This window comes from Providencia xihuensis, assembly GCF_041953405.1.
Classification (GTDB): Bacteria; Pseudomonadota; Gammaproteobacteria; order Enterobacterales; family Enterobacteriaceae; genus Providencia; species Providencia vermicola.
The window spans coordinates 2,164,473-2,186,082 of the sequence record NZ_CP169565.1 but is presented as its reverse complement, the minus strand read 5'-3'; the positions used below and the strand labels follow the sequence as shown (position 1 = coordinate 2,186,082).

Here is a 21,610-nt window from a genome sequence, read left to right as displayed (position 1 = left end):
TTATTTCACTGTAAAGCTATAAGTCCCTTTGGTTTTGTGGCCATCAACTGAAACAACACTCCAGTTAACATCGTATTTCCCTGAAGTCAGTTTGCCTTCAACAGGCACGATGACTTTGGTGTCATTACTTGGGTCTAATGTCGCTTTTCCTGTTTTAATGATATTTTTTTCAGGTCCGATGATAGACACTTTCGTAAAGTTAGCTTCAATACCTTCAGAGAAATTTAACGTGATTGATTCAGGCGTTTGCTCAATTGCGGCACCTTCTGCTGGAAGTTGGTCTTTTAAATGTGCGTGGGCAAAAGCTTGTTGGAAAGACATCCCTAAAAATAAGACAGCGATTGCACTTAATTTGCGCCATGAAGATTTAATATGGGTAATTGGCATAGTAACCTCTTAATTTGCAGGTAAATTTAGAATAATTGCCAATCATTATACGGAAAAAAACAGTTTGTGCCGCTTAAAAACGGGATTTAAGCGTCCATCCTGTGAGTATTCACACAAAATGAAAAGAAAAAGGCTTATGAACATTGAAATTAATCACTTTTATCCATAAGCCTACTAAGGTCTTTATACATCAGATAGATTAAATTTTAGCCATAACCTATTTGTAACACAAAATTAGATATGTGTAGCTGCTGACATATTTTTCAAATCTTTATCCAATAAGAATAGTGCTTTACCAGACTCACCCACCATATCCAGTTTATCCAGCACCGATTTAAATAATTTCTCTTCTTCGTGCTGTTCTGCGACATACCATTGCAGGAAGTTAAATGTTGAATAATCTTGTGTAGTCATTGCTAGGTGCGCTAACTTATTAATTTCACGAGTAATTAATTGTTCGTGTTCATAAGTTTGATTGAACACATCAGAAATAGATTTAAAATCAACAGGTGGTGCCGCAATTTGACCTAATAATGGCAGTGCGCCAGTATCGCTAAGGTAATCAAACAAACGCTGCATATGTTCCATTTCTTCTTGAGAATGTGCCTTTAAAAAAGCAGCTGCGCCTTCGTAGCCTTTATCACTACACCAAGCGCTCATTTGCAAATAAAGATTTGCAGAGTAAAACTCAAGGTTTAATTGTTCGTTTAATTTTTTGACCATATCAGTAGTTAACATATTTTTACCTTAATGTTTAAATATTCCTGAGGCTATTATGCACAGTATTACAATAATTAAAACCCTAAAACATTCTGAAAACAAAAAAATCCAATTTACTGATTATTAATAACTTTTGCTAAAAACAATAATAATCAATCTCATTATCTTTCCCTGTTTTTAAAGTCATTACTTAAATATAAAACTATATTAGTTTGATTATATTTTCACGTTCTTTTCGATAAGAATTGAGACTTCTTCTCATTTAATCGCTACAATATTCCTAAATCCCATTAAGTGATAGAGAATTAAAATGAGCCATAATCTTGCTTTATTGCCCAAAGATGAAATGGATAAGGTTAACGTTGACTTATTGGCATCAGGCGTTGCATTCAAAGAACGCTATAATATTGCCATTCTTGCCGACGCTGTGGAGCGGGAACAACCCGAGCATTTAAGGGAATATTTTAGAGAAAGGCTGGTCTATTACCGCCAATTATCACAAAATTTCTCGCGGTTACCATACGAACCCAGAAATCGTTAAGAAAAAAGAGGGGCATCTCCCTCTTTTTCATTATAAGATATTCAATTGCAAATATTTGAAATTGAATAAAACCAAATTATTTGGATGTGTTATAAGTCACTGTATTGTTTTGGCAATCCACTGAAACAGAATAATGGAGGTCAGATTTTGCCCCTCTTACCACTAAGGGAACTGTGTAGCCTGTATCTGTTTTAGTTACTTCATTATCATTAACCCAAGCAACGGCTTTTTTACCTAGTGCGGCTTTTTCTTCCGTCCAGCGTGGTAGACGATTATGCATAAAATCACTTTTAACCTGAGCCGCAATTTGTGACTCTGTTAGTGCGCCACAGCTCACAAATGGTGCAGCCTTACCTTCTTCCTTATTAACACTTAACGCAAATGAACTAAAAACAAGAGCGCACGTTCCTAAAGCAATCGCTATTTTTTTATTCGCTTCCATACTCTCCTCCGACACCTAATTATTAGGTGAATATTTTTGATTAGTTTAGCTGCTCATTTAAGCCTATAAGAAGGTATTAAATTTGCGCGTTGTCTGTGAATTATTTTCTAACGACATTAATAAACAGAATGACTTAACTAATATTAATTTATCAGATTCATGTATGGATGTTAATAGTATGTTTACTTATTATTAATTTTCATCATCAAAACGTACATGCACTTGCTCTTTACCTTGATGTTTCTCACGAATTTCTTGTGCAACGAGTGCGATTGCTTCTCCACTACTCATACCATCGGCCATTAATTGGTGAATTTTTTCCACCGCTTCTTGCTGTTCTTCATGATTAAGTGCAGGGATCCCTGATAACATGGTTTAAACCTCATTCATAAAAGACTAAAATTAATCTTTAAGATTTTAACATCTCTTCGATTATTAAGATAAGAATATCTGTTAGTCTGGTTAGAGTCACTTGCGAAAAAATAAACTTATCACCATGATTATTAATAAAATTCAGTTACCATATAGCCCAACAGCGGCAATCGATTATTTTACGCCACTCGCTCACCAACCTTGGGCGATGCTATTGCACTCGGGCAATGCGAAACACTCACACAATCGTTTTGATATTATTGTCGCTGATCCAATAGCAACACTCACAACCTATCAAACACAAACAACAATTACCGAACAGAATCAAGAACCTATTATTTCTGGAGCATCGCCATTCGCCTTGCTTCAAACGCAACTTGATAAGCACCATGCAAACCAAATATTGGATAATACATTGCCATTTAATGGCGGGGCATTGGGTATCTGGAGCTACGACCTTGGCCGCCGTATTGAAAAAATCCCAGAAATCGCGAAAACTGAATTAACATTTCCCGATATGGCAGTCGGCATCTATTTATGGGCGCTGATTGTTGATCACCAAGATAAAACCGTCACATTAATTAGTCATCAAGATGCTGAAGCTCGCCTAACTTGGTTGCAAAACCAAAAAGCACCCCGCAAAAATAAATTTAAGCTCAACACCCCCTGGCAATCCAATATGACCGAGGATGAGTATCAGCAAAATATTGCTCGCATTCATGAATATTTGCGTAGTGGTGATTGTTATCAAATCAATTTAGCACAGCGATTTAAAGCAAAATATAAAGGAGATGAATGGAACGCTTTCCTAGCCTTGCTTGAAACGAATGGCGCCCCATTCTCTTCCTTTATACGTCTACCAGAAAATGCCGTCATTAGCATTTCCCCTGAGCGCTTTATTTTATTGAAAGATGGCGATATCCAAACCCGCCCGATTAAAGGCACACTTCCGCGTTTAGACGATGAACAAGACGACTTGGCTCAAGCGCAAAAGCTGGCTAACTCACCTAAAGATCGCGCTGAGAACTTAATGATTGTTGATTTATTACGTAATGATATCGGACGCGTAGCGAAACCAGGTACCGTTAAAGTGCCTGAATTGTTTATGGTTGAACCCTTCCCTGCCGTTCATCATCTCGTGAGCACAATTACGGCAAGATTAGATAATCCATATCGAGCCACCGACTTACTACAAGCTTGTTTTCCTAGCGGTTCCATTACAGGCGCACCAAAAATTCGAGCAATGGAAATTATTGAAGAATTAGAACCTCATCGACGGCATGGATATTGTGGCGCAATAGGCTATATTAGTTTCTGTGGCAATATGGACACCAATATCACTATCCGAACCTTACTAACCTATAAAAAGCAGATTTACTGCTGGGCAGGCGGTGGTATTGTGGCAGACAGCCAAGCTGACAAAGAATATCAAGAAACTTTTGATAAATTGAGCCTTATTCTACCTCTATTAGGAGCATTAAATTCGGATGACCGAGCTGAATAACTTTATCAACCGTTTTCAGTTTACTTTACCGACAACCCGTCAGGCACAGCGCCAGACGGGTAAGTCGGCTGCGGTTTTATTACCTATTATTAATAAACCTAATCCAACCCTGCTACTGACCCAGCGCTCACCATTTTTACGTTCTCATGCAGGGGAAGTAGCCTTTCCAGGTGGCGCAAAAGATCCCGAAGATGGCTCATTAATTCATACTGCGCTGCGCGAAACTTTTGAAGAAGTCGCCATCCCACCGGAAAAAGTGAAGGTACTGGGGCAATTAGCACCGTTGCAAAGTTATGGTGGTTATGAGGTCACCCCCATTGTTGGCTTGCTGCCCGCCAATATTCAATATCAAGCAAACCCTAGTGAAGTCGCCTCTATCTTTGAAGTTCCACTTTTTGATGCACTGTCATTGCGACAACATAAATATGTGGATATCAAACGCTCAGGCCGTGAAAATCGAATTTTTTTCTATTGGTATAACGGCCATCTCGTTTGGGGTTTAACTGCATCCATTCTTCATCAATTAGCATTGCAACTAGATTAGCTCTTTCAATATAAACCACTGAATAAAATTAATTTTTCAAACAAAAATTTTACATTGACTTTTATCTGCTTCCCTATCATTCCTAATTTTTTTAATGTGGCTGTATAAATTTAAAGCAAAACACAAGCAGATTGTGCTATTTACAATCAATTATTCCTAAGCAACTACCTTATTTCAAAAAATACTTTAAACTTACTGGTTAACACTACTAAATAACAGTAAAGTAGCGCCTTTTAAAATAAAGCACTCTATTTTCAACTTTTTTTAAGGAGTCCTGCGTGATAAGCGTTTTCGACATGTTTAAAGTGGGCATTGGCCCGTCAAGCTCTCATACCGTTGGTCCAATGAAAGCTGGTAAAGAATTTGTCGATGATTTAGTGAGCAAGAATCTATTACCTAACGTCACCCGTATCTCTGTTGACGTCTATGGGTCATTATCGCTTACTGGTAAAGGGCACCATACTGATATCGCCATTATTATGGGGCTGGCAGGTAACTTACCTGCCACCGTTGACATTGAATCTATCCCAACTTTTATCAAAACGGTAGAAGACACCGAAAAACTGCCTTTAGCGAATGGAGCTCAATCAGTTGATTTCCCACGCGAAGGTGGCATGAATTTCCGTCAGGATAACCTAGAGCTACACGAAAATGGCATGACTATTCATGCATTTGCAGGAAATGACGAAATTTATACTAAAACCTATTATTCAATTGGTGGCGGCTTTATCGTTGATGAAGAACACTTCGGTGAATCAACGGTTGATAGCAAGCCAGTATCCTATCCATTTAATTCAGCAAGTGAATTGTTGCTAAATTGCAAAAAATCAGGTTTATCAATTTCCAGCCTGATGATGAAAAATGAACTCGACCTTCACTCAAAAGAAGAGATTGACGACTATTTCGCAGATGTATGGCATACCATGCAAGCATGTATTGAACGGGGCTTAAATACAGAAGGTGTGTTACCTGGCCCATTACGCGTACCGCGTCGTGCGCCTGCATTAAACCGTGTGGTCACATCATCAAGCAAGTTATCGAATGACCCAATGAATGTCATTGACCTCATTAATATGTATGCCCTCGCAGTAAATGAGGAAAATGCGGCGGGTGGACGTGTCGTTACTGCCCCAACTAACGGAGCATGTGGGATTGTTCCTGCTGTTTTGGCTTACTACAACCACTGTATTGAGCCAGTTACACCTGAACTTTATCTACGTTATTTCTTAGCGTCTGGCGCTATTGGTATTCTTTATAAAATGAATGCGTCTATTTCAGGTGCGGAAGTGGGTTGCCAAGGTGAAGTTGGTGTTGCTTGTTCGATGGCCGCTGCTGGCCTAGCAGAATTACTCGGCGGTAGCCCAGAGCAAGTGTGTATCGCCGCTGAAATTGGCATGGAACACAACTTAGGTCTTACTTGTGATCCTGTTGCAGGTCAAGTTCAAGTCCCTTGCATCGAACGCAATGCAATAGCCTCCGTTAAAGCAGTCAATGCAGCAAGAATGGCTATCCGTAGAACCAGTGAGCCTCGAGTCTCATTGGATAAAGTGATTGAAACCATGTATGAAACAGGCAAGGACATGAACGCAAAATACCGTGAAACCTCTCGCGGTGGTTTAGCTATCAAAGTGCAATGTGACTGATTAAGCCTGTTTATTCCTACAAAGCGCCCTTTTTTTCATTCGAAGGGCGTTTTTTCTTCCTCTCCCATACAATATTATTCACTTTTATTCACTAAGTCCCCGCATTATCAACAAATTTTTTTAATCAATTCACCATATTAGCCCAACGATTTTCACCTTATTCCATTCAATTTCGACTATGTGTTCAATCTCAAATCAAGACTATTTTATTCTAAAAACCAATTTTGTTAGTTCTCTCTGATTAATATTTATCATACAAAACAGTCTATTTTTCACTCAAAAAATCAATACCAAACACTTTTATATTTGCATTTTGTTACCGATAACAATAATTTACTCTGAAAAATAATTATTACTCAGAGCTAATGCATAACAAAAAACAAATAAAAAGATAATAATCGCAAATTATTAAGTGCTTTTAGGTATATTCTTATTTTTCTGACGCGAAACAAGTTTTTAGGTTAAAACAAAATGATATGCTACAAATGTACTTCATACTAATAATTCAAATAGCTGACTCGTGACCGCCATAAGTAAATTGTCATTATTCAGCTAATATTATGATACAGGGGAAATTGATAAAAAGGAGTCTAACTTTAGTGTCCGATTTATCTACAGATAATATTTCGTTTTTATCTATCAATGAGGGAAAAATAGTGAGTATAGCTATTATGATTGGTACCCACGGAGTCGCCGCTGAGCAGCTTCTCCGAACCACCGAAATGTTAATTGGCGAGCAAGACAATGTCTCGTTTATTGACTTTATCCCTGGGGAAAACGCAGACACCCTGTTTGAAAAGTACACTCAAAAGTTAACGGATTTAGATACCTCAAAAGGGGTGCTATTCCTTGTCGATACTTGGGGAGGTAGCCCATTCAACGCTGCTAGCCGTATTGTGAATGAAGATGATAATTACGATATTATCACAGGTGTGAATGTCCCAATGCTGGTTGAAACCTTCATGTGCCGCGATGATGACCCATCTTTGGATGAGCTTATCACTGTTGCATTAGAAACAGGTCGTGGCGGAGTTCGTTCATTCAAATTTAAAGAAGTTGAAGCACAACCTGCACCTGCTGCTGCAAGTACCCCACCTCCGGCTCCTGCCAGAAAAGCGGGACCTGGCGAACATATGGTGATCGCCCTTGCTCGCGTCGATGACCGTTTAATTCATGGCCAAGTTGCAACGCGCTGGACAAAAGAGACCCAAGTCAAACGTATTATCGTCGTTAGTGATGAAGTCGCCAAAGACCAAGTCCGTTCAACACTGTTAAAACAAGTTGCGCCTCCAGGTGTCACTGCTCACGTTGTTGACGTTGCAAAATGTGTCCGCGTCTATAACAACCCGAAATATGCGGGTGAGCGTGTAATGTTATTATTTACTAACCCGACTGACGTAAAACGTATTGTTGAGGAAGGCGTAGAAGTTAAATCCGTCAATATTGGTGGTATGGCCTATCATGAAGGTAAAACCATGGTAACCAATGCCGTTTCTATCAACCAAACTGACATTGATGCCTTTAATTATTTGAATGACAAAAATATTGAGTTAGAAGTTCGTAAAGTTTCATCTGACAGTAAAGTCTTCATGATGGACTTAATCAATAAGCTCAAAAAATAATGTGTTATCAAACTTTTAATTTTGCTTTTTAAACCATTACTCAAACAGATTTTAAAACTTGTTGGTTACAGGAGATTAAACAATGGAACTTACCGTTGTTCAAATAGTACTGGTTTTCATCGTAGCATGTATCGCTGGTATGGGGTCAATTCTCGATGAATTCCAGTTTCACCGCCCTCTCGTTGCCTGTACGCTTATCGGTATCGTTCTGGGAGACATGAAAACGGGTATCATCATCGGTGGTACGCTAGAGATGATCGCGTTAGGTTGGATGAATATCGGTGCGGCTGTTGCCCCTGATGCGGCTTTAGCCTCCATCATCTCAACTATCTTAGTTATCGCAGGTGGTCAAAGCATTGGTGCAGGTATTGCCTTAGCAATTCCACTGGCCGCTGCGGGACAAGTATTAACTATCATCGTTCGTACTATCACCGTTGCTTTCCAGCACGCGGCTGACCGCGCTGCAATCAGTGGCAACCTAACATCACTAAGCATTATCCACGTCAGCGCATTAGTGCTGCAAGCGATGCGTGTTGCAATCCCTGCGCTGATTGTTGCTGTTTCCGTTGGTACGTCTGAGGTTCAACACTTATTAAGCTCCATTCCTGAAGTTGTGACCAGCGGTTTGAACATTGCAGGTGGTATGATCGTCGTGGTCGGTTATGCAATGGTTATCAATATGATGCGTGCTGGCTACTTAATGCCATTCTTCTATTTAGGCTTTGTCACTGCCGCATTTACAAACTTCAACCTTGTTGCCCTTGGGGTTATCGGTGTGGTTATGGCTGTTCTGTATATCCAGCTCAGTCCAAAATATAACAAATCGCAAGTTGTTGTCACACAAGGCAATAGCAACAATAACCTTGATAACGAATTAGACTAGGAGGAGCACAAACATGGTTGATACAACTCAGTCTACAGAGAAGAAACTGACACAGAGCGATATTCGCGGCGTGTTCCTGCGTTCCAACTTATTCCAAGGTTCTTGGAACTTTGAACGGATGCAAGCCCTTGGTTTTTGTTTCTCAATGGTGCCCGTTATCCGTCGTCTTTATCCAGAAAATAATGACGATAGAAAACAAGCGATTAAACGTCACCTTGAGTTCTTTAATACCCACCCATATGTTGCTGCTCCTGTTCTTGGTGTGACCATGGCGATGGAAGAGCAACGTGCCAATGGTGCTGATATTGATGATGGTGCAATAAACGGTATCAAAGTTGGTTTGATGGGGCCTTTAGCGGGTGTTGGTGACCCTATATTCTGGGGAACTGTACGCCCTGTATTCGCGGCATTAGGTGCGGGTATCGCGATGACAGGTAGCTTACTTGGCCCTGTCCTATTCTTCGTTTTATTTAACCTAGTTCGTTTATTAACTCGTTACTATGGTGTTGCATACGGATATAAGAAAGGGATTGATATCGTTCAAGATATGGGTGGTGGCTTCCTGCAAAAACTGACGGAGGGAGCATCGATACTCGGTTTATTCGTTATGGGGGCCCTTGTGAACAAATGGACCCATGTGAATATCCCGCTCGAGGTTTCGCGCATTAAAAACCAAACCACGGGTGTTGAAGATATTACAACCGTCCAGATGATCCTTGACCAATTAATGCCAGGCTTAGTCCCTCTTCTGCTTACATTTGGGTGTATGTGGTTATTACGCCGTAAAGTCAATGCGCTGTGGATTATTATTGGCTTCTTCGGTTTGGGTATTTTAGGTGCTTGGCTGAAATTCTTGGCGCCATAATTTTCTCATAATATTTTACTCGGGAGGTTGCGGCCTCCCTTTTTTAATTTTAAGCTTTGCCATATGTTTACTTAGTCAAGGGCGCACCAATGACTTTAAATGATGTTATTCTCGCCATTATCATTTTGATCATGCTTGTATATGCTATTTATGATGAATTTATTCAGCATTTGCTAAAAGGGAAAACGCTATTAAAAATTAACTTAAAACGAAAACATCGCGTTGATGCCATTATTTTTATTGTCTTAATCTGTATTGTAATTTATACAAATATTGTTCGACATGGTAATTTATTAACCACTTATTTATTAATGATTACTATATTTATGTCAGTCTACTTGGCGTTTATTAGAACACCTAAGCTATTCTTTAAACAAACTGGTTTTTATTTTGCCAATACCTTTATTTCCTACGATAGAATAAAAGCAATGAACTTATCTGAAGATGGTATTCTTATAATAGGTTTAGAGCAAAAGAAAATTCACATTCAAGTTTCACATCTTGATGATTTACAAAGAATTTATGAATTCCTCATAAATCATAAGTAATCATTATATATATTCATAAGAATACTAAGGTTAATTAAAAATATAATTAACCTTTTTTTTCTCATTAACTCAATTGATAATAATTCTCACTACCGTTTAATATCCACAATTAATTAAGTGTTGCCTTTAAAATAAAATGTGGTATCTTTCTTTCCACGTCATTGGGGAGTAGCCTGTTCTGGATATATATATTCCAGAAAGTCCGTATCAACATACTCGTTTGATTTCAAACGTGGTGCGGACACCATAATCTGGTTGGCAAGACCATAGACACATAAATACACCTTAGGTTGGGGGTAGTTTATGTGTATATGGAAACACCCAACCGAGGTTATGTTATGAGTTTTTACGCTACCCTTGTCTTAGCCCTCGCGCTATCAATGGACGCATTTGCAGTTGCTATTTGCAAAGGTGCCGTCCTGCATAAACCCCGTTTTAGAGAGATCCTCCGTACTGGTTTCATTTTTGGCTTCATAGAAGCTATCACTCCTATCATTGGTTGGGGAATTGGTATTCTTGCTAGCCAGTACGTTATCCGCTGGGATCACTGGATTGCATTCGCGTTATTATTTGTTTTAGGTGCTCGCATGATTTGGCAGAGTCTTAAAACAAAAGATGAAGAATGCTGTTCAAAACCTTCAAGCCACAGCTCTACTAGCCTTATTTTTTCAGCGATTGCAACGAGCTTAGATGCCATGGCAATCGGCTTAGGCTTAGCTTTCTTGCAGGTAGATATTGTCCACACTGCGATGACCATTGGCTTAATGACCATGATTATGGCAACTATCGGTATGATGATTGGCCGTTATGTAGGTCCATTATTAGGAAAAAAAGCAGAGATTGTCGGCGGGTTAGTGTTAATTGGGATCGGGTTCAATATCTTATTTGAACACCTCGAATTATTTATGTACGCACCATAATAATTTATTGCCCCCTACACTTCTCTTAGGGGGCTTTACCAACATTAGTCCGCTTGGTATTGATACACTCGAATTAAAAAGTCTGCTGTATAATCTTTCACTTTCGCTTGCTTCAGATGTTGCTTCACTTCTTCAGATGCTCGCCACGCAAATGGTGTCATCGCTAACAGTTCATAAGCTTCGCTGCCAGTCAGCACCATTTTATAATTTAATTGGCTCTCATCCAGTAATTTAAAATTCGGCAAATTTTCGTCTTTAGCGGGGTGCAATTTAACTTCATCGTAGATAAGGGCTTTTAATTCTTGCAGATGTTCCGCTGCTGGCGTGACAGTGACTAAAATACCATTATCGATTAATACTCGACTTAATTCTTCCGCTTTACAAGGCGCATAAATACGGACAACCGCTCCTAAGCTTGACTCAGGAAAAGGTAAACGGTGGCTAGTGCCTACACAGAAATTAACTAATTTATAGCGTTTGGCCGCATAACGAATTGCTACCTTTGATACATCCAACCCAAAAACTTGGGTGCTCCCAAATTTATTTTGCAGTATTTGCCCAAAATAGTCAGTGTAATACCCTTCACCACAGCCGATATCCAATACCGATAAATGGCTTGAAGGTAAATATTGGACCAATTTTTTAGCCACTTGATCTCGCATTGGCTGATAATGCCCTGCATCAAGGAATTGACGCCGCGCTTGCATCATTTCTGTGCTATCACCTGGATCTTTCGAGCGCTTATGTTGCACAGGTAGTAAATTAACATACCCTTCTTTAGCACAATCAAATTGGTGATTGGCTTCGCAACGATAACTATTGTGAGTTTGTAAGAGAGGCGTAAAACAAAGTGGGCATTGATAATTCATAAAGGTCACTGATCGCAAAATAATAGCCAGTATACCATATAAGCAACGATGCAGCGCCATGGAAAATATCCCATGGCACCGTGACGTTAGCGAATTTTATAACTGATTATTTCGCTGATTTGCTTTTTTCAGCACGCTTTTCTTTAACAACTTGCTTCTCAGCTTTCGCGTTCAAATGAGACGATTTAGCCACTTGATGTGATTGCGCAATAGGTGAAACAGGCTCAGATTTGACGGTTGTGTTTGCTAATGCTGCACCAGAAATAGCAAATGATAATCCAGTTGCGATTGCGACTAATTTTTTCATTTTTTCTACCTTTAAATTTGATCTAGGACTTACGTTAAAATACAAAGATATTTGTCACAGCTTATTGGTTCTATATTGCTTTGCTGGTTTCTTCAGTTTTACTTTTATCCTCTTTTTTCTCGGCTTTTAATTTATTAGCATGGTGGGTTTTCGCAGTATGCTGAACTTTAGCAGCATGAGTAACAGGCTCAGTTTTTACTGCCGTATTCGTATTCGCCAGTGCGGCACCAGAAACAGCAATAGACATAACCGTTGCAATTGCTAATAACGTTTTCATTTTTGTACCTTAGAATTTTAAAGCAAGGATGTTCTTGCAACACTAATAAATCACAAATGAACATTCCCCCACAATAGGACAAATTTAAAGATTTATAAATTTTTTATAGGTTATTTTGGTAAATAAATATTTTCAGTTTGTTGATTGTTTATTTACTTTATTTTTAGCTGCTCACCATTATTTAAAATAAAAAATACAAATAAAAACAATCAATTAAAAAAATCTCTTATTTGATTTCAATTTTTTTATTTAAATAATCCATTTAAAATCAATTAATTTGTTGTCCTCTTTTTTTATTTTTTAGCTTAATTTTAACTGTTAATACTTTATAACTTGCTTTCCCCCTTTGTTTTTGGTTTTAATCAAATGATGTGCAATGACATTATTTAGGTAAAAAAATGCAAATTCGATTAGCAACACCAAAAGAAGCCAAACGGTTATGGTTTATTCGTAATCAAGCCATTCGCCATGGCTGTAAAACAAGCTATGAAACACAAACGATTTACAATTGGACACCTGATGAAATGCCACTAAGCTACATAAAAATGGTTGAGAACAATCCCTTTTTTGTTGCTGTAAATGAACACGATGACGCTGTATCAACTGGCTTTTTAAATTTAGAATCAAATAGTATTGATGCGATATTCACGCTGCCAGAGTATATGGGATATGGTGCAGCAGGCTTAATATTGGATGCAATAAAGGCCGAAGCGAAAAAACGAAAAATAAAAACCCTAACCTTAGACTCATCACCGAATGCAGAGCGTTTTTACCAAAAACACGGTTTTACGTCTATTTGCCATGATAATTATTATTCTGCACTCGCTCAGGTTAATTTAGCCTGTATACGAATGAAAATAGAGTTATAAGATAAAAGAAAAAGCCGTTAGCGTGTTAACGGCTTTATTCATTGCAAGTTATCTGATTAGTTCACTAAAAATCTGCAAATTCAGGGATTGGCTTACGTCCATGGGATTCAAGAAAATCCAACACTCGACGGGGAGTCACATTTAAAATTTGTGATTGAGGGAAATCAATCGATTCCAACATTTCCACTACGCGATCAAAACGCCCTAAATAGCCTGCAAAATGGGAATCAGAACCCAACGCAACCCACCCCCCTGTTTCTTTCACTGCTTTTGCAATCTCGAGACAATTTTGTTGACTGCCCGCTCTCGAGTGCAAAAAAGATGAATTATTCATTTCTAGCGCAACATTACACTCTTTAGCTGCTTGGGCAACGGCTTTGATATCAATAGGATATTTGGGATTACCGGGATGTGTAATAATGTGTACTTTTCCACTGCGAATAGTGGCAATCATTGCTTCGGTATTATCTGCAAGACTTTGTGGTTCAAGAACAGGTTCATGAAAACCTGCTAAAATAATGTCTAAGTGGCGAGCAATTTTTTCATTACAGTCTGTTTCACCTAGCTTATTTTTAATATTGGCCTCAATGCCATACAGTAAGCCAACGCCATCAACAATCCGCGGTAAAATGGGCATATTACCAAAATGCCATTCGTGCGGTGCATCCTGCATTTCAGGGCCATGATCGGTGATTGCAAATAGCTTTACACCACGGCTCGCCGCCTCAGCAAAATATTCATTAACGGTACTGTATGCGTGGGTGCTGGCAATGGTATGGGCGTGTAAATCAACTTGATACATAAATAATATCCTTCTCATTCTACTATTCGCCTTCTGAGTCTATCCGCTCAGAAAAGGTTCAACCAAGCTAACATATCAACGTAAAGGTTTCGATAGTCATTCACTTAAACAGCACTTTATCAACACATTGTAATATATTGCATATAATCCGAAATTATTTTTAGGATAAAAAACCCGCAATCAATGCGGGTTAAAATATGTTGAATAAAAAATTAATTTAATCCACTAAGACGCGTTTATTGGTAGCCCCCCAAAGGATGGACATTTCTGTAAATAGTGCACCGCTGATGTCTTCAACTTCTTCAGCCGTAACTTCTTCATTACCTTGTTTACCAAAGAAAACCACTTCATCACCTGGGCGGACTTGTTTTATATCAGTCACATCTACCATCACAGTATTCATTGAAGTTTTTCCTAATACGGGTACTTTCTGGCCATTGATAAGCACATGCCCTGTATTACTAAATACACGACGATAACCATCTGCATAACCAACAGGAATATTCGCTAAAATAGAATCACGTTTCAGTGTAAAGGTACGGTCATATCCAACCGTATTGCCTTTCGGATAATGATTTACTGAAGCAATGTTTGATTTCAATGTCATCACACGTTTGTAGTCGTTGGTTGCAACGGTATCACCATAAAAAATACCACCAACACGCACCATATCTAACCATGATTCAGGTACAGTAATTGTTGCATAAGTATTCGCAACATGCAGTGTGACATCTTCGCGTTTTAACCCCGTTATATTCAATACTTGCTGAGATTCTTTATTAAATTTAGCGAGATCTTTACGAATTTGTGCCTCATCTTCTTCTGGGTAATGGGACATAATGCCGACAATTTTTAAATTTGGTAATTGTGAAATTAGCTTCGCTTCATTAAGGCCCGAGGGCGTACTCACCTCTAACCCGTTACGCGACATACCTGCAGAGTTTAACGCAAGATGGATGGGGATGACTTTATTTTGCTGTTTCGCAATAGCATTTAAGCGCTGCGCCATTTCTAAATTACCGACCAACTCTTCCGTTTGATACTGTGTTGCTTGCTCCATTTCTTTTTCAGTTGCGCTTCTAACGCGCATTAAACGGCCTTTGAAACCAAGGTCTCTCACGGTTTTTAATTCTTGGTTATTAGTCACGCCAATACATTGCACATTATTGGCAATCATCACTGGCGTCACTAATGATAAATCATGGCCATAAGCATCCCCTTTGAGAACGGCGCACATGGCGGATTTATCCCCTAATAACGCTTGAACTTTTTTGATATTAAAATCCAATGCACTTTGTGAAATTTCAATCCATGAATTATTTACAACAACAGGCTGCACATGCGCAGCTGGCATTGCAATAGACGTGTTATTTGGATTAGTAGGCTGCTGACAAGCGGTTGCTGCAACAAAAAGAGGGAGTAATGCCAGATATTTTAAACGAAATGCCACAAGATTTTCCTTAGCTGTTGTCATGTTACCCCAACTCATTATTTTGATGATTGTGGGATATAGAAATATACATGAAATGTATAACTTCTTTGGATGATAGCAATTTAAGGAAATTGAACAAGTAATAATTCACTTTAACTGCATAAAAAACCAAATTATCTTGCAGGATCATTTCGTATTGATAATATAAAGGCATCCATTAAATATCAGATGCCTAAACACTGTTATTCCCTGATTAATCCCTATTTAGGCATTAATCCCCTTCATACCCTCAACAGAATATCGGGATCCCACTGGTTGAAAATGCTCAAGGACTTGTTTAATTTGATGTAAATCCTCTGAGGTTAAACAAATATCAACTGCGCCAAAGTTGTCTTCAAGATGTTTTACTTTATTAGTCCCCGGTATTGGCACAATGTTATCTCCTTGAGCCAGTAACCACGCCAGTGAAATCTGTGCAGGTGAACATGATTTTTGCTCCGCCATCTGAATAATAAAATCAGATAATGTGCTGTTAGCTTTGAGGTTTTCAGATGTAAAACGTGGTAATCCCTTTCGAAAATCGCCACTTTCAAACGAACTCTGATCATTAAAACGACCCGTTAAGAAACCACGCCCTAAAGGGGAATACGGCACAAAACCAATACCCAGTTCTTTGCAAGTTGGCAAAATTTCAGCTTCAACATCACGCGTCCAAAGGGAATATTCTGTTTGGACTGCGCTAACGGGAAACACAGCATGAGCCTGTTTAAGCGTAGCCGCGCTCACTTCTGATAACCCTATATGGGCTATTTTCCCCTCAGCAACCAATTCAGCCAATGTTTCCATTGTCGTTTCTATTGATGCCTTTGGATCTAAGCGATGAATATAATACAAATCAATACAATCGACACCTAATCGGCGTAGTGAACTTTCACAAGCACTGCGAATATATTGGGCACTATTATCGATTCTACGCTCATATTCCCCTGAGCGGCGTACGATGCCACACTTTGTTGCAACCTTGATATCTACATCCGTCTGTTTAAGAAAATCCCCAATCAATTCTTCGTTATGAAAATTGCCATATGTATCGGCAGTATCTAGCATTGTGCAACCAAGTTCAGCCGCCTTATGTAGTACATCCATCGCCGCTTGGTCATCTTGAGGTCCATAGAACTCACTCATTCCCATGCAACCTAGCCCAATTGCCGAAACTTCGAGCCCATTTCCTAAAATACGTTTATTCATCATCTGCCCCTTGGTTTATTTAGCGTATTTCAGTATATTTTCCTAAAATAACGATTCATATGAGCAATATTAACAATCAATTTTCCAAAAATGGAAAATGGATGAGAAAAAATAGATGAACTGGGATGATGCCAAAATATTTTTAGCTATTGCACGAGAAGGCACACTAAGTGCTGCATCCAAGGTATTAAAACTGGGTATTGCAACGACATCACGGCGCTTAGAACGACTCGAAGAAGCATTAGGCGTTCGATTATTCACCCGCGATCAGCTTGGTTATAAGCTTACGGATGAAGGAAGTGCGTTAATTTCACAGGCAGAGGCTTTAGAGCAAGCAGGCTTCGCGTTTAGCTATGCTGCGCACAAAAAGAGTGAAAGCGTTATGGGGCATGTTTGCTTAGCAACCGCACAAGGCTTAGCTGACCACCTTATTATCCCTGCTCTACCATCGCTAACTGACGTTAACCCTAATCTAACCCTCGAAATTGTCACAAGCGTTTCAACCGTGAATTTGCATAGACGAGATGCCGATATCGCTCTACGTATGGTTAGACCTGAGAGTGGAAATTTGCGGATCCGCAAATTAGGTATCCTTGGCTTCGGTCTTTATGCCTCAGAAAGCTATTTACAACGCAGGCAAAACCCAGATAGGCCTAACACCTTAGAACATGATGATTTTATAGGTTGGTCTGAAACACAACAGCACCTTAATTCCGCGCAGTGGCTAGAAAGAACGCTCAGAGGAAGACCTTGCCGGTTGACTACGACCACAATGTCAGCTCAATTTAGTGCTGTAAAAACTGGTCTCGGACTTGCGGTTTTACCGCATTTTATTGCAAGAAAAATGGGTTTAATTTGCCTACAGGATGATATTGGCTGCGACCAATCAATTTGGTTAGCCATTCATTCTGACCTCGCCCATTCACGACGAGTACGTGTTGTGGCGGATTTTTTGACTGCATTAGTTTCTGATAATCAAGAAAAATTGATGTCATAAAAAAGCCCATTTTTACATGGGCTTAAGTCGTTATTTTACTAGTCAGTGCCAGCTGATTCTTATTGCGGGATTATTCCCACTCGATGATTAATGCTGTCTTAAAACACTATAAAATCAATAAAATAGCATTATCTCTGCATGTCGATACCATACAAAATACCATGGTAAGAAAACTTGGAGACTGTACTGATCGTGTCGCCCGACGCAAAACGCTTTTAGACTGACAACTTGCACACCACAAAGGATATTCGTCCAAAAGCGGTTATTCAAAGAAGTCAACGCCCTGGGTTGGATCTTCCGCTTGCCTCCACCAGACTTACATCATCACGAAGCAATGTCACCATAGCTTCATGATGTGTTGTTATCTGCTGATCGTCCCAGTTTGTATTTCGGGTGATTTCCGCCATTCTCTTGAGCTTGGGACTTTGAAGTTCAATTGTATCCTTGAAGTTTTCGGCCTTCGCTCTGGGGAGGCTATTGCTGAATTTTGAGTTCGCGCTGACGCTTACGAGCGCGAGGTTGCCAAGCAGGTTAAGGCTAGAACCTGAAACAACCGCGCCCGACTGTTCTTTGTCAGGATGCTGTGGATAGAAGTGCTCAATGGAAGTTCTGAACTGAAATTTGAAATCTCGTTTTGAGGAGTCACTCAACAGAAGATAGTCGAGATACGAAAAGACGATACGGCTGATACCAAACCCTTGTGGTTGCTGATCTTTCTCAAAGGAGAATGTCTCTTTAACCTTGCTGCGGGCATATCCCTTCAACAAATCGGCAAGATCCGCATGTTTCACGTCTCGAGGGGCTTTAATGGAGAGCCAGCGAAGAACTTTGGTAATCCAGTGCATCGTTCGCGGAGAAGTGTAGGTAATCCGAAGCATGGACTGAAGCAGCAATACATCTCGGGTATGTGGGTCAGCACTCCCGTCCTCCTCTAAGCTTCCATTGCTGGCCGAGAAAACATGGATGTACGTCGGGGTTGGCTTCTTGTCCCCGCCTCCTTTTTTCAGTCGCTGGAGAGACCAATCGCCATCGTCACCGATGTTTGCCGTGAATTGACGCTTCAAGATGAAGCCATCGAAGAGGTTGCGGCACTTGAGAAGCATAAATGCAAAACTACGCACCCAATCGGCTTTAGCATCGGGTACATTATTTACGGCGTCGTCAAATGACTTGATGAGGCGCTTGTCGTCAAGCAGGCCTTCGTCTTCGACCTCATCGCCTTTCATAATTCTTAGAACGTGTAGCAGAAAGGCCGGAAACTCAATAGTCGAACGAAACCGCTCGTTGCCCTCGTCTTCAGTGGAATTTGACTCGAGCTCTTTAGCGTATTTTGACAACGCCTCATCCAAGGACAACGATACCCCTTCGGAGGATTGCCTTGATGAATTGATGCCGGATTGCGGACGACTTTCCATTAGCGAAGCGAAGCTGGTCACCTCCAGCCAGGACCATTCATCACCAAATACTTTGTTTCGCAAACTTGTGTCACCACGGGTCAGAGACATCTGGACATAAGAATCCATGTCAGCACAGGAATCCCAAACCCACGCGAAGCATTCGCGTTCATATTGATTGGGCAGTTTGCTCATCAGGCGAGCCTTAACAATATCAACCTGCTTGAGTTGCTGCCCACGAGTGTTCATGATCTCGAAGTAGCGATTGAGGTCGGTATTGGGTGGCAGCGAGGCACGGACGACAGTCACCTTCGTTAGCAAGAAATCGGAGAATTTTTCGCGTGAGCGATTAAGGTTTTCATTTTGTTTGAAGAACTGATTGATGATGCTGTAGCCTTCATGAATGCCAGCATCTGCATTACTCGTGGAGCCCTGCGGTCGAACGTGCTCCTTAGCCGCCTCCTGTGCTACTCGCAGCAGGGCCTCAGTTGCCCGTGCGCGCGACTCATATTGCAAGTGGCCTGCATGGCCAACCGACGGCCTCTCACCCTCACCGTCTTGCTCCAGGAAGGTCAGAAGCAGATAGAGGGTTGTAAGTCGTTGTTGTCCATCTATGACCTCGAACTCATCCTCTCTACCCCGCTTGATTACAACAAGGTTCCCAAGAAAATAGTTGTCCTGGCCCCCTACCACCGAGTCTTGAATATCGCTAATAAGTTGCTCAATCTGTTCGGCCCGCCAAGCATAGTTCCGTTGATAAATAGGAATCAGATAATTGTCAGTGAATAGCTTGCCTACTGTTAACAGTTCAGGTTTCAACTCCTTCTTGCTCATTGCAGCCCCTTGATAAAAGCAACGAGTTCCTTTTCGTGGTTATCGCTGTATGGCTTACTTGCTATTGGAAGTTTGCGGACAACACTTCCAGTCATCGCGTTACGTAGCAAAACAAAAGGCGATTTATTTGCATCGTTTTTACCTCGCGCTCGGTTGTCAGCAGATACAAATTGCACACGAAGTAACTCGACCCGCAAGGCATATGCCCATGCGAATAACCTATTTCGCACTTCATCTACATCTTCATCGCCAAACTTGTTTGTATAGCAAAGCAGCGCGGCAATGAACAATTCGTACACGTAGCGGTAGCGACTTTGAGATGGGCCAAAGTTTTTGAAACCTCTGTCAATAACCTCTTGTTCCAGTATCTTCAATTCGTCAAGCATGAATGTCACCATCTCGAAAAATGAGCGTCCTGCGATTATCGGGGCATCAAGCTGAAAGCGGCTGCGCCCGGCATTTCGTGCATCATGTGCAGAGGATACCGACCATGCACTTAGAAGTGGCATAGCGGCTTGTGCTGCAAGGTGATATCGTAGATTTGGCGAAAATGACCTGTGGGATCGTGATGAAATGCCCTTGAACATGCCGATGTCCCGAATAGTAAATTCGAGCGAGCTTTCGCCTCGTGACCACTTGGATATCCGGTATAAAAAAGTAGAAAAAAGCCTGTCCAGATCCTCATCGTTTACGGCTTCCCAAGCCTCAACGACAGCCACTTTCATAGCAGCGGACTCATCGTGCATTTCGCGCAGGTGGTGTGCTTTGAGCAAGTCGTGAGGGGCAAGCGGTTTGCCGCGATAGTTCTGGGAATCAAAGACACGAAATGCCTCATCAATATCGTCCGTCACAATACGCACCAACTGACATTTGTGACAGATAAAATCCAAAAACTCTTTTTTATCTTCCAACTGCGACAGGCGCCTTTGAAGCTCTATCCAAACTAGGGAGACAGGGGTTTCGCTGTTACCAGACATCGAAATTTGATGATTTATCGGATCTAAGGCCGCAAGAATCATTCGCAAAGTCAGCAGGCGCTGCTGCCCGTCGACTACATTGAGATACTCACCATCATCGTGAAGAATGATTGCACCCAAAACATAGGGAATATCTTTTCGTTCGGTATCTCGAAGAGCTTCGCTGATATCATCCACCAGTTGTAGAGCAGTCGATACCTCCCAACTGTATGGGCGTTGATAGTTCGGTATCCGAAGGCCTTGCTTGAGTAGTTTATCCACGGTGACTGCACTAACACCGTTCTCTCCGTTAATCGCCATTGCTATGTCCCTTCATTGACGCTTTTCTATTTTCTCAGCGTATTTTCCGCAAACTTTATTCACCTATATGGATACTTCGATTCCGAGCGGCGGCTGTCTTGTTCACAATTTCTATCACGAGGTGCTCCTCTGGCGCATATTTAACGATCTGGGGCATGGGTCGAGAGAGCGGTTCTGATCAAAGCGAGCATCGATGGCATCAGCACAGCGCTGCAATGCACCCGGTTGTCGATACCATGGCATTTGCTGATACGGTCACATGGTATTTGCTATATCTTCGATTCAGCGTCGGCCTTAAACCATAAAAAATGCC

General features: G+C 40.6%; 23 protein-coding genes and 1 riboswitch. Of the genes, 11 read left to right on the top strand and 12 right to left on the bottom strand.

All coding sequences use genetic code 11. The features are described from left to right. Complete coding sequence (gene copC / locus ACE2AL_RS09720) at positions 1 to 387, bottom strand: copper homeostasis periplasmic binding protein CopC (RefSeq protein WP_206086173.1); 387 nt, start codon at positions 385 to 387, stop codon at positions 1 to 3. A gap of 234 nt (positions 388 to 621) precedes the next feature. Beyond that, positions 622 to 1,125: a non-heme ferritin gene (gene ftnA, locus ACE2AL_RS09715; RefSeq protein WP_206086174.1), complete on the bottom strand. Its 504-nt coding sequence runs from the start codon at positions 1,123 to 1,125 to the stop codon at positions 622 to 624. A 292-nt stretch (positions 1,126 to 1,417) separates the two neighbouring features. Here ftnA and ACE2AL_RS09710 point away from each other — a divergent pair, with 292 nt between their 5' ends. Next, positions 1,418 to 1,648, top strand: coding sequence for a DNA polymerase III subunit theta (locus tag ACE2AL_RS09710; RefSeq protein ID WP_206086175.1), 231 nt, complete (start codon positions 1,418 to 1,420; stop codon positions 1,646 to 1,648). A 76-nt stretch (positions 1,649 to 1,724) separates the two neighbouring features. On the opposite strand, the gene yebF is transcribed toward ACE2AL_RS09710, so the two are convergent. Then, positions 1,725 to 2,090 (bottom strand): protein YebF, encoded by a 366-nt coding sequence (gene yebF, locus ACE2AL_RS09705; protein WP_206086176.1) that lies wholly within the window; start codon positions 2,088 to 2,090, stop codon positions 1,725 to 1,727. A 192-nt stretch (positions 2,091 to 2,282) separates the two neighbouring features. Further along, a complete protein-coding gene (locus ACE2AL_RS09700) occupies positions 2,283 to 2,462 on the bottom strand; it encodes a YoaH family protein (RefSeq protein WP_206086177.1) in 180 nt (59 codons plus the stop codon). Positions 2,463 to 2,586: 124 nt separating this feature from the next. Between ACE2AL_RS09700 and pabB the strand changes: the two genes are divergently transcribed. The 8 genes from pabB to mntP all read left to right on the top strand — a co-directional run bounded on the left by pabB (position 2,587) and on the right by mntP (position 10,991). Beyond that, positions 2,587 to 3,966, top strand: a complete 1,380-nt coding sequence (pabB, locus tag ACE2AL_RS09695) for an aminodeoxychorismate synthase component 1 (RefSeq protein WP_375084283.1) — start codon at positions 2,587 to 2,589, stop codon at positions 3,964 to 3,966. Continuing rightward, positions 3,950 to 4,510 carry a CoA pyrophosphatase gene (locus ACE2AL_RS09690; protein ID WP_272539388.1) on the top strand — a complete coding sequence of 187 codons (561 nt, stop codon included), beginning with the start codon at positions 3,950 to 3,952 and terminating at the stop codon, positions 4,508 to 4,510. Before pabB ends, ACE2AL_RS09690 begins: the two co-directional genes overlap by 17 nt. Positions 4,511 to 4,788: 278 nt before the next feature. Next, positions 4,789 to 6,153, top strand: a complete 1,365-nt coding sequence (locus ACE2AL_RS09685) for an L-serine ammonia-lyase (RefSeq protein WP_349415091.1) — start codon at positions 4,789 to 4,791, stop codon at positions 6,151 to 6,153. 656 nt (positions 6,154 to 6,809) lie between these two features. After that, on the top strand, positions 6,810 to 7,775 hold the full coding sequence (gene manX / locus ACE2AL_RS09680; RefSeq protein ID WP_272539390.1) for a PTS mannose transporter subunit IIAB: 966 nt from the start codon (positions 6,810 to 6,812) through the stop codon (positions 7,773 to 7,775). Positions 7,776 to 7,857: 82 nt separating this feature from the next. Further along, the gene (locus ACE2AL_RS09675) at positions 7,858 to 8,658 is read left to right on the top strand and encodes a PTS mannose/fructose/sorbose transporter subunit IIC (RefSeq protein ID WP_206086181.1); all 801 of its coding nucleotides are present in this window, start codon (positions 7,858 to 7,860) and stop codon (positions 8,656 to 8,658) included. A 13-nt stretch (positions 8,659 to 8,671) separates the two neighbouring features. Continuing rightward, positions 8,672 to 9,523, top strand: coding sequence for a PTS mannose transporter subunit IID (locus ACE2AL_RS09670; protein WP_206086182.1), 852 nt, complete (start codon positions 8,672 to 8,674; stop codon positions 9,521 to 9,523). Between the two features lie 89 nt (positions 9,524 to 9,612). Further along, positions 9,613 to 10,071 (top strand): DUF986 family protein, encoded by a 459-nt coding sequence (locus ACE2AL_RS09665; RefSeq protein ID WP_272539391.1) that lies wholly within the window; start codon positions 9,613 to 9,615, stop codon positions 10,069 to 10,071. A gap of 151 nt (positions 10,072 to 10,222) precedes the next feature. Next, positions 10,223 to 10,409: riboswitch (yybP-ykoY riboswitch) on the top strand. After that, complete coding sequence (mntP, locus tag ACE2AL_RS09660) at positions 10,410 to 10,991, top strand: manganese efflux pump MntP (RefSeq protein ID WP_272539392.1); 582 nt, start codon at positions 10,410 to 10,412, stop codon at positions 10,989 to 10,991. It begins immediately after the preceding riboswitch. 44 nt (positions 10,992 to 11,035) lie between these two features. Here mntP and rlmA read toward each other — a convergent pair whose 3' ends face one another. The 3 genes from rlmA to ACE2AL_RS09645 form a co-directional block, all read right to left on the bottom strand. Beyond that, positions 11,036 to 11,860, bottom strand: a complete 825-nt coding sequence (rlmA, locus tag ACE2AL_RS09655; RefSeq protein WP_272539444.1) for a 23S rRNA (guanine(745)-N(1))-methyltransferase — start codon at positions 11,858 to 11,860, stop codon at positions 11,036 to 11,038. A gap of 106 nt (positions 11,861 to 11,966) precedes the next feature. Continuing rightward, a complete protein-coding gene (locus ACE2AL_RS09650; protein WP_206086185.1) occupies positions 11,967 to 12,167 on the bottom strand; it encodes an acid-shock protein in 201 nt (66 codons plus the stop codon). 70 nt (positions 12,168 to 12,237) lie between these two features. Beyond that, positions 12,238 to 12,444 carry an acid-shock protein gene (locus ACE2AL_RS09645; protein ID WP_206086186.1) on the bottom strand — a complete coding sequence of 69 codons (207 nt, stop codon included), beginning with the start codon at positions 12,442 to 12,444 and terminating at the stop codon, positions 12,238 to 12,240. A 398-nt stretch (positions 12,445 to 12,842) separates the two neighbouring features. Here ACE2AL_RS09645 and ACE2AL_RS09640 point away from each other — a divergent pair, with 398 nt between their 5' ends. After that, positions 12,843 to 13,313 carry a GNAT family N-acetyltransferase gene (locus ACE2AL_RS09640; RefSeq protein ID WP_272539393.1) on the top strand — a complete coding sequence of 157 codons (471 nt, stop codon included), beginning with the start codon at positions 12,843 to 12,845 and terminating at the stop codon, positions 13,311 to 13,313. A gap of 64 nt (positions 13,314 to 13,377) precedes the next feature. On the opposite strand, the gene ACE2AL_RS09635 is transcribed toward ACE2AL_RS09640, so the two are convergent. The 3 genes from ACE2AL_RS09635 to ACE2AL_RS09625 all read right to left on the bottom strand — a co-directional run bounded on the left by ACE2AL_RS09635 (position 13,378) and on the right by ACE2AL_RS09625 (position 16,795). Further along, positions 13,378 to 14,115: a phosphatase gene (locus ACE2AL_RS09635; RefSeq protein WP_349415090.1), complete on the bottom strand. Its 738-nt coding sequence runs from the start codon at positions 14,113 to 14,115 to the stop codon at positions 13,378 to 13,380. A 217-nt stretch (positions 14,116 to 14,332) separates the two neighbouring features. Beyond that, positions 14,333 to 15,589: an alanine racemase gene (gene alr, locus ACE2AL_RS09630; RefSeq protein WP_375084282.1), complete on the bottom strand. Its 1,257-nt coding sequence runs from the start codon at positions 15,587 to 15,589 to the stop codon at positions 14,333 to 14,335. Between the two features lie 222 nt (positions 15,590 to 15,811). Continuing rightward, the gene (locus tag ACE2AL_RS09625; RefSeq protein ID WP_272539396.1) at positions 15,812 to 16,795 is read right to left on the bottom strand and encodes an aldo/keto reductase; all 984 of its coding nucleotides are present in this window, start codon (positions 16,793 to 16,795) and stop codon (positions 15,812 to 15,814) included. 115 nt (positions 16,796 to 16,910) lie between these two features. On the opposite strand from ACE2AL_RS09625, the gene ACE2AL_RS09620 reads away from it, so the two are divergent. Further along, positions 16,911 to 17,792: a LysR family transcriptional regulator gene (locus ACE2AL_RS09620; RefSeq protein WP_206086191.1), complete on the top strand. Its 882-nt coding sequence runs from the start codon at positions 16,911 to 16,913 to the stop codon at positions 17,790 to 17,792. Between the two features lie 275 nt (positions 17,793 to 18,067). Here the strand turns inward: ACE2AL_RS09620 and ACE2AL_RS09615 are convergent, their stop codons facing one another. Then, positions 18,068 to 20,020 carry a DUF262 domain-containing protein gene (locus ACE2AL_RS09615; protein WP_375084281.1) on the bottom strand — a complete coding sequence of 651 codons (1,953 nt, stop codon included), beginning with the start codon at positions 20,018 to 20,020 and terminating at the stop codon, positions 18,068 to 18,070. Continuing rightward, on the bottom strand, positions 20,017 to 21,297 hold the full coding sequence (locus ACE2AL_RS09610) for a DUF262 domain-containing protein (RefSeq protein WP_375084280.1): 1,281 nt from the start codon (positions 21,295 to 21,297) through the stop codon (positions 20,017 to 20,019). The genes ACE2AL_RS09615 and ACE2AL_RS09610 overlap by 4 nt, the downstream gene beginning before the upstream one ends. Between the last annotated feature and the right edge of the window lie 313 nt (positions 21,298 to 21,610).